Source organism: Brachyspira aalborgi, from assembly GCF_008016455.1.
Classification (GTDB): domain Bacteria; phylum Spirochaetota; class Brachyspiria; order Brachyspirales; family Brachyspiraceae; genus Brachyspira; species Brachyspira aalborgi.
Genome location: NZ_SAXU01000001.1, coordinates 1,989,574 through 2,000,785, shown reverse-complemented (window position 1 = coordinate 2,000,785; position 11,212 = coordinate 1,989,574). Strand labels below are relative to the sequence as shown.

The following is an 11,212-nucleotide window of genomic DNA, read 5'->3' as shown; positions in this document are numbered from 1 at the left end:
TTAATTGTAAAAATATTTGCCGAGAAATCGGTGAGGAAAGTTTGATATGAAAATCACAACAAATAACAATACTGTAAATTTGTTAAGCAAAGCAAAGCAAAGCAAAGCAAAGCAAAGCAAAGCAAAGCAAAGCCATAATCTTTTAATTATTCATTACTATATAAAGTATTTTAAAAATCTTTTTTTATATTTAGTTAAATCGTTTTTAATTTCTTTATTTAATTATTTTAATGTTGTAAAAATAATTATTTTTAATTGCGAGGTTAATAATGATTAAATTAAAAAATATCTCAAAAAGTTTTTTCGGCGTTACCGTGTTAAAAGATATTTCGGTTGAGATTTATCCTAATGAAGTTCATGCTTTATTAGGCGAAAACGGAGCGGGAAAATCTACTCTTATGAAAATATTATCGGGAAACTATATTCCAGATAGCGGAGAAATAGAGATAAAAGGAAAAATAATAAAAAAATTTACTCCAGCGGAAGCTAAAAAATTAGGCGTTTGCATTATACATCAGGAGCTTAGCGTTATTGATGAATTATCCATAGCCGAAAACATATATATAGGGATATTGCCGTCTAAAAAAGGAATAGTAGATTATAAAAAACTTGAAATAGGCTCTAAAGAAATATTATCTAAAATAGGTTTAGAATTAGATATTAATACGCCTCTTAAATATCTTACAACGGCTCAAAAACAGATGATAGAAATAGCGAAAGCGTTGGCTCTAAAATCTGATTTAATAATTATGGACGAACCTACGACTTCCTTGACTTCAAAAGAAATATCAAAACTTTTTGAAGTTATAGAAATGTTAAAATCTCAAAATAAATATATCGTCTATATTTCGCATAGATTAGAAGAGATAAAACAAATAGGAGACAGAATAACCGTATTAAGAGACGGAATAAAAATAATTAGCGAAGTTCTTAATAAAAATTCAAAAGAAGAATTAGATAAACAAATGGATAAAATGGTAACTTATATGGTTGGCAGAGAGATAGTAGACGATAAAATATTGTCTAAATACGAAATAGATTATACAAATAAACCCGTATTTACTGCTAAAAATATAACTAGAAAAGATTATAAAGTTATAGATATAAATATAGATATTTATCCTAATGAAATATTAGGAATTGCAGGATTAGTTGGAAGCGGAAGAACGGAATTTTTAGAATCTATTTATGGACTTTCCCCTATAACCGAAAAAGGTAAAATATATTTATACGGAAATGAAGTTAAAATAAAATCCCCTTATGATGCTATAAAATTAGGAATGGCTTTTTTAAGCGAAAATAGAAGAGAAAGCGGAATATTTCAGAACTTTGCAGTTTTGCAAAATATAGCGATTATAAAATCATTAATAGAAAGCAAGCTTTATTCTTTAATAGGATTTATAAATCGTAAAAAAGAATTGGAAGAAAGTTTAAAATATAAAAAATCCGTAGATATAAAATGCGCAAATATAAATCAAAATATATCCGAACTTTCAGGCGGAAATCAGCAAAAAGTTTTAATATCTAGATGGCTTTCGGCTAAATCTAACTTTTTTATATTTGACGAACCGACTAAAGGAATAGATGTAGGTTCAAAAAGAGAAATACATAATATGATGCGCGAATTATCTGAAAACGGAATAGGCATTTTAATAGTATCTTCCGATTTACCCGAGCTTATAACCGTATGCGATAGAATAGCAGTTTTTAGCAACGGATGTATTAGCGGAATATTGAAAAATAAAGAAGCTACGGAAGAAAATATAATGAAATTGGCAATATCTTAATTTTAGGATTATAGAAGGATTATAAAATGAAAAACTTTAATAAATTTTGGACAAAATACGGAATATTAATGATACTTGTATCACTTGTAATAATATTGGGTATATTATCGCCGAATTATTTTTTAACTAAAAGCAATTTGATACAAGTATTTTTGCAAAGTTCTATAACAATTGTGGTAGCATGCGGAGAATTCTTTACTATATTAATAGCGGGAATAGATTTGTCAGTCGGCTCTATAATGGCTTTGGTTGGAATAATAGCTGGCAAACTTCTAATAACGGGCATAAATCCTATTGTCGTAATCTTAATATCTTTAATTTTAGGCATAATGCTCGGTTTAATTAACGGGTTTTTGGTAAATAAAACGGGCTTACATCCTTTTATAATAACGCTTGGAACTCAATCCATATTTAGAGGAATAACTTTAATAATATCCGATGCCAGAAGCGTTTTTGGTTTTCCTATAGCCTTTAATCAGGGACTTGCGGGTTATTTAGGACCTATTCCGATTCCTGTTATTATAGCCTTATCTCTATCTGGTATTTTGGCTTTTTTCACTAATTACTGCAAGGCTGGACGGAATATTTACGCTTTAGGAGGCAATAAAACATCCGCATGGTATTCTGGGATTAATGTTAGTTTATATACTTTAATCGTATTTATGATATCTGGATTCTGCTCGGGCTTGGGAGGGATATTAACGACTGCAAGATTAGGAGCGGCTGAACCGTTAACAGGCGTAGGTTTTGAATCTACCGCTATTGCAGCTACAATAATAGGAGGAACAAGCTTTTTTGGAGGAAAAGGAAAAATATCTGGAGTCATAGTCGGAGGATTGATAATAGGAGTTATTGGAAACGGAATGAATATTTTAAGCATATCGGCATTTTATCAGCAGATAGTTATGGGAAGTTTGATTATAGTGTCGGTATTTTTTGATAGATTAGTCGGACTATTAAAGTCTAATAAATAAAATTTTTTTAAGGAGAAAAAATATGAATTTAAACTTATCGCCGTCTCTTATGTGTATGAACTTAAAAACATTTGCTGACGATATAAAATTTTTAGATAATAAAATAGATTCTTATCATATAGATATTATGGACGGGCATTATGTAAAAAATATAACCCTTTCTTCATGGTTTATTTCGCAAATCAGAAAAATATCTAAAACTAAAATTTCAACTCATTTAATGATGACAAACCCTGAAGATTTTATTATTGATTGCATAAATGCGGGAAGCGACACTATTTGTTTGCATACGGATGTGATAGAAAAGCAGGCGTTTAGATTAATAAATATAGTTAAAGATAGGAGAAAAGAATTTGGAATAGTTTTAAATCCCGCTACTATAATAGAAGTTATAAAACCATATATACATTTACTTGATAAAATAACTGTTATGACTGTAGACCCTGGATTTGCAGGACAAAAATTTATATCGGAAGCGGTTGAAAAAATTAAAGAGTTATCCAATATCAAAAGAGAAAAAGGCTATAAATATAAAATAGAAGTTGACGGTTCTTGTAATAAAAACACATGGAAAACTCTATACGATGCGGGAACTGAAATTTATATAGTTGGCTCTTCTGGTTTATTCGGATTAGATTCAAATGTTGAAAAGGCTTGGGATAAAATGCAAAATGAAATTAATATTGCCATAGGAAATTAATTAACGGATTTTATTATGTATATTTTAGGAATAGATATAGGCGGAACTTTTACCAGAACAGGTTTTATAGATTCTAATTATAATGTATATAATTTTAGAAAAATAGAAACGAAAGAAGTTATATCTGATAATTATGGCATAGATAAATTTTTAAATATGATAGATGTTGTAATAAAAGAAAGCCAATTATTTGATAAATCTTTTGAATCTTTAAAAGCTATATCTATAGGAGTTCCTGCAACGATTAATAAAGAAAAAAATAAAATAATATCCGCCACATATTTGCATTCTTTAGAAAATGTTGATTTAGTTGAAGTTATTAAATCAAAATTCGGCAATATTGAAGTGTTTTTAGAAAAAGATGTGAATTTTTTATTATATAAAGATATGTATGATATGCAATTATATAATTATCCTATAGTTTGCGGAGTTTATTTTGGAACTGGAATAGGAAATTCAATTTATATAAATAATGAATTTATATCTGGAAAACATGGAACGGCAGGAGAATTAGGACATATACCCGTTTACGGAAACGATAGAGTATGCGGTTGCGGAAATATAGGATGCATAGAATCAAAGGCGAGCGGAAAAGCTTTGCAGTATATAAACGATGAAAAATATAAGAATAATGATATATCAGAAATTTTTAAGCATTATAACGAAGATAAAGAACTTAAAGATTTTATAGATGTTCTATCAATGGCTGTGGCTACGGAAGTTAATATATTAGACCCCGATATATTTATATTTGGAGGAGGACTTCAAGATATGAATAATTTTCCAAGAAAGGAATTAGAAGAAAATATATATAAGCATTCTAGAAAACCTTATCCTGGCAAAGATATTACAATATTATATACGGGAAATACGCAAAATAGCGGAGTTATCGGAGGCGGAATATACGCTTTCGATAAATTAAAAAATAATAAAATAGCAAATAATAAATTAAAATAAATTTAAACAAAGGAGAAAAAATCATGAAACAATTTATTATTTCTACCATTATGGTATCACTACTAATCATAGGATGTTCTGGAAGCGGAAACGGAGACGCTAAAAATGTGTCCGCATCGAATTCTGAAAAATATCTTATGATAATAAAAACCTTAAGCAGTCCGTTTTGGATTAATTTAAAAAACGGCATCGAAGAAGAAGCTAATAGGCTCAAAGTAAATGTGACAGTTCTTGCGGGAAATTCTGAAGACGATATTCAAGGACAGTTAAGATTATTTGAAGAGAATATCGGCAAAGATTATGCGGGAATAGGATTCGCTCCTATTTCGCCTGTTAATTTAATATCCGCAGTTTCTCTGGCTTATTCTAGAGGCATTTATTTGGTAAATGTTGATGAAAAAATTAATATGGAGCAGCTAAAAGCAAATAAGGCTAATGTCGAAGGATTCGTAAATACCGATAACTTCAAGGTTGGGGCATCCGCCGCTAAATTTATAGTAGAACAAATAAAAAGCGGAGATGTCATTATTATAGAAGGAAAAGCGGGAACTACTTCAGGAGAAGATAGAAGAACTGGAGCTGCAAGCGTGTTTACAAATACTTCAGGAATTAATTTAGTTGCCTCTCAACCTGCCGACTGGGACAGAACGAGAGCATTGGATGTGACATCTTCATTACTTCAAAGATATCCTAATATTAAAGCTATATATTGCTGTAACGATACTATGGCTTTGGGAGCTCAGCAGGCAGTTGAAAATATTCAAAAACAAAATTCTATAATAGTTGTTGGAACTGACGGAACTCCAGAGGCTTTTCAAAGTATTAAAGAAGGCAGACTAAAAGCTACTATGGAACAGGATTCTAAACAAATAGGCGCTCAAGGTTTAAGATTGCTTGTTGAAGCCGTTCAGCAGAATAAAGGACTTATATCCGTAGACGCTGAACCAAAAGTTATAGGATTAGAAGCTATATTGGTTACGCAAGATAATGTTGAAGAGAGAATACAGAATAATAAATAATGTGGAAGGAATACAATGAAAATAGCTATCGGTTCGGACCATATCGGAATTGATATGAAAAAAGAAATCGTTAATTATTTGCTGGAATTAGGGCATGAAGTTAAAGATTTTGGCGCTTATTCCAAAGAAAGAACGGATTATCCTATATACGGTAAAAAGGTTGCGGATGAAATCGCCTCTGGAAGATATGAAGGAGGCGTTCTAATCTGCGGAACGGGAATAGGAATATCTTTAGCGGCAAATAAAGTTAGAGGCATAAGAGCCGCCGTATGTAGCGAGCCTTATTCGGCTAAACTTTCAAAAGAGCATAATAATTCTAATATAGTAGCTTTCGGAGCGAGAGTAGTAGGATTGGATTTGGCTAAAATGATTGTAAAAGAATGGCTTGATGCAAAATATGAAGGAGGCAGACATTCTAACAGAATTAATATGATTTCAAAAATAGAAAACGGAGAGGATATTATTTAAGGAGAAAATTATGGGCTTATTTGGAAATAAAGAAAAACAAAAAGCAAATAACGATAAAAATATAAAAACTATATCCATTATAACTATCTGCGGAAACGGACTTGGAAGCAGTTTAATGCTTGCCACAAACATCAAAAAATTATGCGAGGAAGCTGGTATAAAAAATGTGAATGTGGAAGCTAAAGATTTTAGCGGGGCAAAACAAAGCGAAGCAGATTTATATGTTTCCGTTGAAGAATTTACATCTCAACTAAATGTAGATTCTTCTAAAATAATCGCCGTTAAAAATTATCATAAGAAAAGTGATTTAAAAGATTCTAAATTATTGGAAGCTATAAATAATTTAAGAAACGATAACTAAAAAAGGAGTAAAAATGTTAGAAAATATTTTAGGTATTATGAAAGATATTATTATACAACCAGCTTTAATATTGGGGTTAATATCTTTCATAGGACTAGTGGCTTTAAAAAAGCCAGCACATTTAATAATGCAAGGAACTTTGGGACCTATTTTAGGATATATTATGATGAGCGCAGGCTCTGCCATAATAGTATCGAATTTAGACCCTTTAAGCAAATTAGTAGAAGCGGGATTTAAAATTAAGGGAGTAGTTCCTAATAACGAGGCTGTTGTCGCAGTAGCTCAGCAAACTTTAGGAATGTCAACGATGCTTATTTTGGTATTGGGTTATATATTTAATATTATAATAGCTGGGCTTACAAAATATAAATATATATTCTTAACAGGGCATCACAGCTTTTTTATGGCTTGTTTATTTTCCGCCGTTTTAAGCGCGTTAGGTTTTGAAGGAGTTATTTTAGTAGTATTAGGAGGTTTCTTTTTAGGAGCTTGGAGCGCTTTATCTCCAGCAATAGGACAAAAAATAACCAACGAAGTTACCGACAGAGGCGAGATAGCTATGGGGCATTTTGGAAGTATAGGTTATTATTTAGCGGGATTTATTGCAGAAAAAGTAGGAAATAAAAATAACGGGACGGAAGATATAAAAATTCCCGAGTCTTTAGGCTTTTTAAGAGACACCACAATATCAACCGCTATAATAATGCTTATATTTTATTTAGTTCCGACTTTTGCAGCTGGAATGGAATTTGCATCTACGCTATCAAACGGAACAAATCCCGTTGTTTTTGCAATAATGTGCGCTTTGCAATTTGCCATAGGAGTTAATATAGTTTATTCTGGCGTTAGAATGATAGTAAGAGATTTAGTGCCAGCTTTTCAAGGCGTTTCAGAAAAAATTATAAAAGATGCAGTGCCTGCCGTAGATTGCGCGGTATTTTTTACATTCGCTCAAAATGCGGTAGTTATAGGATTTATCAGCAGTTTTATAGCTGGAGTTATTTCGTTATTTATAATGGGAGCTATAGGGTGGGTTTTAATTATACCTGGATTAGTGCCACACTTCTTTTGTGGAGGAACGGCTGGAGTTTATGCAAGTAAAAAAGGTGGTATTAGAGGTTGCATAATAGGTTCTTTTATCAATGGTATTTTAATATCTTTCTTGCCCGCATTACTGCTACCCGTTTTAGGAAATTTGGGATTTGCAAATACTACTTTCGGAGATGCCGATTTTGCTCTTTTAGGCATTATAATAGGCAAAGTTGGAAGCAGTGCGGGAGAAATAGGCGTATATGTTATAGCCGCCGTATTTTTGTTTATATTGATTGTTCCTAATTTTATAAAAACAAAAAGCAATGTAATAAATAACGATTAGTATTTTATAACTTAATGACAAATATTTTAAGGAAGATTAGCTTTTATGCTTGTCTTCCTTATTATATTATTTATATTTATTTCCTAAAATTTTCTTTTATCTTATCAATAAAAACAGCCGCTATTATAACACAACCTATCATAACCTCTTGTAAAAATGCCGATACTCCCATTAAATTTAAACCGTTTCTTAAAGTGCCTATTATTAAAGAACCGACTAATGTCCCTGCAATTATTCCTTCTCCTCCGCTTAAACTTGTTCCTCCAATTACGGAAGAAGCTACTGCATATAATTCGTATCCTGAACCCGCTGTTGGCTGTCCTGATAAAACTCTCGAAGCAAATACTATTCCCGCTATCGAAGCTAATAAAGCGGAAAATATATATACTAATAATATAGTAATATTTGTATTAATTCCCGATAATTTAGCCGCTTGTATATTTGAACCCGAAGCATAAATATGAAGTCCTAAAGGCGTTTTTGTTAACATATAATGAAAAAGAAATGTCAATAAAAGCATAATCCATACGGGTATAGATAAACCAAGCAATGAATTTCCTGAAACAATTAAAAATTCTTTAGGCAAACCAGAAACGGGAATTCCGTTAGTTAATAAAAGATTAATTCCTTTTACAATGCTCATAGTTCCTAAAGTTACAACAAACGGAGGCAGTTTACCGTAAACTATTAAAAGCCCGTTAATTAAACCAACAGAAGTTGCAATTAAACAACCTAAAATAATCGCCATAGGAATCGACATTCCATCAACCATAAAAAGAGAACTTACCATACCAGATAATCCTATTACAGAACCTAAAGACAAATCTATTCCGCCAGTAATTAGAACTAGAGTCTGTCCTATTGAAATTATCGCTATTATTGAAGATTGTAAAGCTATTGTGAGTAAATTATTTTTAGTAAAGAAGTATTGAGATGATATAGAAAAAACTATTATCATAACTATCAATACTATCATAATTGAAATTAATTGTTTTAATTGGTCGTTATTATTTATATAATTAAAAATTTTTCGCATAGTTTATTTTTCCTTTTTTTAGATTTATATATTAAAAATCATAATTTATAGTCGCATATCTTAATATCTCTTCTTGAGTCGTTTTTTGAGGATAAACTTCTCCCGTAATTCTACCGCTTGAAACTACGACAATTCTATCGCATATTCCTAATAATTCGGGAAGTTCGGAAGATATTACCATTATTCCATGTCCAGATTTTTTAAGTTCGTTTATAATATTGTAAATGCTTATTTTAGAGTTTACATCTACTCCTCTTGTCGGCTCGTCAAAAATAAATAAAAACGGATTATTTAATATCCATTTTCCTATCATAACTTTTTGTTGATTTCCGCCGCTTAAAAATTGAACTTTATCTTTTGGATTTCTCATTTTTATTTTTAAATCTTCTTGAAGTTTTATTAAAGATTTAAATAATTTTTTAATTTTAATAAAAATAGGATTTGAAAACCGATTCATATTAGGCATTATATCGTTTTGCCAAATGCTCATTTTTAAAGCTAATCCTTCATGCTTTCTGTCTTCGGGAATATAAACTATTCCGCTTTTTATAGCGTCTTTTATATTTTTAACTTCAATTTTATTGCCGTTTAAAAATATTTCTCCCTTTTGTATTTTAAATACGCCAAAGAGCGACTTTGCTATTTTGGTTCTGCCAGCTCCGACTAAACCAGCGAATCCTAATATCTCGCCTTTTTTAACTTCAAAACTTATATCTCTAAAAAACGGTTCGCAAATAATATTTTTCGCTTTAAAAATCGTCTCTCCAATTTCAACATTTATTTTAGGATATTTGTCCGTTATAGTTCTTCCAGCCATAGCCGAAATAATCTCGTCCATATTAGTGTCTTTATATTCTTTGCTCATTATAAAATTTCCGTCTCTCAATACGGTTATTCTATCCGCTATATATTCCAATTCTTCAAGTCTATGCGATATGTATATTATTGATATTCCTTCAGATTTTAGATTATTTATTATTTCAAAAAGTTTGTCGGTTTCTCTGTTTGATAATGAAGATGTCGGCTCGTCCATTATTAAAACTTTAGACGATAATGAAACCGCTCTCGCTATTTCTACAATTTGCTGTTTTGAAATAGGAAGTTTCTTTATAACCGAATCTATTTCATTTTCCATAGAGAATTTTTCTAAATATTCTTTTGCTTTTTCTCTCATTTTTTGTTTGTCTAAAAATAATAAATTTTTTCTATATTCTCTTGCAAGAAAAAGATTTTCCATTACGGTTAAATGAGCGCACATATTTAATTCTTGATGTATTGTAATAATGCCGTTATTTATAGCGTCTGCGGCTTTATTAAAAACAACTCTTTTGCCTTCTAAAAATAATTCTCCGCTATCGCATTCGTATATTCCTCCTATAATTTTTATAAGAGTAGATTTTCCCGCTCCGTTTTCTCCCAAAATTGCATGAACTTCGCCTTTATTCATATCAAGATTAATATTTTTCAAAACGGGAATTCCGAAAAAAGATTTTGAAATATTTTTAGCTCTAAAAACTATATCAGCCATTAAATCTCCTTTTAATTATAATTTATTCATTGCAACCGCCAAAGTAGAATAATCGCCTATTTCTTCTTTGAAAAATGAAGCCTCTATACTGCAAAAATCGGCGCTGTATTTTAAGGCTTCCTCTTTAATTACGGATAAAACTATATTCTTAAAAAACGATTCCATTCTTGCATATATTCCGCCTATTATAATTTTATCTAAATTCAAAATATCTATTAATATAGAAAGTCCTTTTCCCAAATAAATTGCGCTTTCTTTAAATATCGATATTGCAAATTGATTATTAGATTGAACTGCATCGGCTATAGTTTTAGCGCAAAAAGTTTTATCTTTTATTAATTCAATAAACTCTTTAACGCTTTTATCTTCGCTTTTTTCATGCATTCTAATTTTGCAAAGCTCCGCTATTCCTCCTCCGCTGCAAAATCCTTCAAAAGAACCCGCTTTATTATATCCTATCGGTCCCGTTTCATTTAATCTTATATGTCCTATCTCTCCCGCCATATCCGAAGAACCTCTATACAATTTATTATTTAAAATTAGTCCAGCTCCTAATCCTGTGCCAAAAGTTAAAAAAGCCATATTGCTTGTATTTTTTCCCGCTCCCCATAAATATTCAGCCATAGCGCAGGCGTTTGCATCGTTTTCTAATTTTGTTGGGATATTTAAATTATCAGAAAAAAATTTAACTATCTCGATATTTTTCCAATCGGGCAAATTTGGAGGACAAATAATTATTCCTTTAGAACTTGAAAGCGGACCTCCGCAACTTATCCCTATATTCGATATTTCGCCGTATTTTAATTTATATTCTGTTATTATTTCTAAAATTTTATTTAGAGTATTTGAACTCGATAAAGTTTCAAATTTTTCTTTATGAAGAATATTCAACTTATAATCGCTTATAATAACAGAAGTTTTTGTTCCGCCTATATCTATGCCAATAATATTAGACAAAATTAATCCTTTATTATTTTTTTAAATTAAATTTAGTTAAAGCGTATAGA

General features: G+C 30.7%; 12 protein-coding genes. 9 read left to right on the top strand and 3 right to left on the bottom strand.

The window, feature by feature from the left end; all coding sequences use genetic code 11:
- Nucleotides 1–46 precede the first annotated feature (46 nt).
- From EPJ79_RS08975 to EPJ79_RS08935, 9 genes are read left to right on the top strand one after another with little or no spacing between them, the layout of a single operon-like run.
- A complete protein-coding gene (locus EPJ79_RS08975) occupies nucleotides 47–277 on the top strand; it encodes a hypothetical protein (RefSeq protein WP_147739232.1) in 231 nt (76 codons plus the stop codon).
- Complete coding sequence (locus tag EPJ79_RS08970; RefSeq protein ID WP_147739231.1) at nucleotides 270–1,787, top strand: sugar ABC transporter ATP-binding protein; 1,518 nt, start codon at nucleotides 270–272, stop codon at nucleotides 1,785–1,787. The genes EPJ79_RS08975 and EPJ79_RS08970 overlap by 8 nt, the downstream gene beginning before the upstream one ends.
- Before the next feature lie 26 nt (nucleotides 1,788–1,813).
- Nucleotides 1,814–2,761, top strand: coding sequence for a D-allose ABC transporter permease (gene alsC / locus EPJ79_RS08965; RefSeq protein ID WP_147739230.1), 948 nt, complete (start codon nucleotides 1,814–1,816; stop codon nucleotides 2,759–2,761).
- 22 nt (nucleotides 2,762–2,783) lie between these two features.
- Nucleotides 2,784–3,461, top strand: a complete 678-nt coding sequence (alsE, locus tag EPJ79_RS08960; RefSeq protein WP_147739229.1) for a D-allulose 6-phosphate 3-epimerase — start codon at nucleotides 2,784–2,786, stop codon at nucleotides 3,459–3,461.
- Nucleotides 3,462–3,476: 15 nt separating this feature from the next.
- On the top strand, nucleotides 3,477–4,418 hold the full coding sequence (alsK, locus tag EPJ79_RS08955; RefSeq protein ID WP_147739228.1) for an allose kinase: 942 nt from the start codon (nucleotides 3,477–3,479) through the stop codon (nucleotides 4,416–4,418).
- A 23-nt stretch (nucleotides 4,419–4,441) separates the two neighbouring features.
- The gene (alsB, locus tag EPJ79_RS08950; protein WP_147739227.1) at nucleotides 4,442–5,437 is read left to right on the top strand and encodes a D-allose transporter substrate-binding protein; all 996 of its coding nucleotides are present in this window, start codon (nucleotides 4,442–4,444) and stop codon (nucleotides 5,435–5,437) included.
- 15 nt (nucleotides 5,438–5,452) lie between these two features.
- Nucleotides 5,453–5,905, top strand: coding sequence for a ribose 5-phosphate isomerase B (gene rpiB / locus EPJ79_RS08945; protein WP_147739226.1), 453 nt, complete (start codon nucleotides 5,453–5,455; stop codon nucleotides 5,903–5,905).
- A gap of 10 nt (nucleotides 5,906–5,915) precedes the next feature.
- Entirely contained in the window at nucleotides 5,916–6,266 is a 351-nt protein-coding gene (locus EPJ79_RS08940) for a PTS sugar transporter subunit IIB (protein ID WP_147739225.1), read from the top strand.
- 13 nt (nucleotides 6,267–6,279) lie between these two features.
- Nucleotides 6,280–7,641, top strand: coding sequence for a PTS ascorbate transporter subunit IIC (locus tag EPJ79_RS08935; protein WP_147560079.1), 1,362 nt, complete (start codon nucleotides 6,280–6,282; stop codon nucleotides 7,639–7,641).
- A gap of 76 nt (nucleotides 7,642–7,717) precedes the next feature.
- On the opposite strand, the gene EPJ79_RS08930 is transcribed toward EPJ79_RS08935, so the two are convergent.
- The 3 genes from EPJ79_RS08930 to EPJ79_RS08920 are packed head-to-tail and all read right to left on the bottom strand — an operon-like array spanning nucleotide 7,718 to nucleotide 11,162.
- Nucleotides 7,718–8,677, bottom strand: coding sequence for an ABC transporter permease (locus EPJ79_RS08930; protein WP_147526009.1), 960 nt, complete (start codon nucleotides 8,675–8,677; stop codon nucleotides 7,718–7,720).
- Nucleotides 8,678–8,708: 31 nt separating this feature from the next.
- Complete coding sequence (locus tag EPJ79_RS08925; RefSeq protein WP_147739224.1) at nucleotides 8,709–10,205, bottom strand: sugar ABC transporter ATP-binding protein; 1,497 nt, start codon at nucleotides 10,203–10,205, stop codon at nucleotides 8,709–8,711.
- A 15-nt stretch (nucleotides 10,206–10,220) separates the two neighbouring features.
- Nucleotides 10,221–11,162, bottom strand: a complete 942-nt coding sequence (locus EPJ79_RS08920; protein WP_208745266.1) for an ROK family protein — start codon at nucleotides 11,160–11,162, stop codon at nucleotides 10,221–10,223.
- Nucleotides 11,163–11,212 lie beyond the last annotated feature (50 nt).

Excerpts from the sequence above, each read along its gene's own strand:
- EPJ79_RS08935 (WP_147560079.1), top strand. The coding sequence starts at position 6,280 with ATGTTAGAAAATATTTTAGGTATTATGAAAGATATTATTATACAACCA.
- alsC (WP_147739230.1), top strand. The coding sequence starts at position 1,814 with ATGAAAAACTTTAATAAATTTTGGACAAAATACGGAATATTAATGATA.
- alsK (WP_147739228.1), top strand. The coding sequence starts at position 3,477 with ATGTATATTTTAGGAATAGATATAGGCGGAACTTTTACCAGAACAGGT.
- EPJ79_RS08970 (WP_147739231.1), top strand. The coding sequence starts at position 270 with ATGATTAAATTAAAAAATATCTCAAAAAGTTTTTTCGGCGTTACCGTG.
- alsE (WP_147739229.1), top strand. The coding sequence starts at position 2,784 with ATGAATTTAAACTTATCGCCGTCTCTTATGTGTATGAACTTAAAAACA.
- EPJ79_RS08975 (WP_147739232.1), top strand. The coding sequence starts at position 47 with ATGAAAATCACAACAAATAACAATACTGTAAATTTGTTAAGCAAAGCA.
- rpiB (WP_147739226.1), top strand. The coding sequence starts at position 5,453 with ATGAAAATAGCTATCGGTTCGGACCATATCGGAATTGATATGAAAAAA.
- EPJ79_RS08930 (WP_147526009.1), bottom strand. The coding sequence starts at position 8,677 with ATGCGAAAAATTTTTAATTATATAAATAATAACGACCAATTAAAACAA.
- EPJ79_RS08925 (WP_147739224.1), bottom strand. The coding sequence starts at position 10,205 with ATGGCTGATATAGTTTTTAGAGCTAAAAATATTTCAAAATCTTTTTTC.
- EPJ79_RS08940 (WP_147739225.1), top strand. The coding sequence starts at position 5,916 with ATGGGCTTATTTGGAAATAAAGAAAAACAAAAAGCAAATAACGATAAA.
- alsB (WP_147739227.1), top strand. The coding sequence starts at position 4,442 with ATGAAACAATTTATTATTTCTACCATTATGGTATCACTACTAATCATA.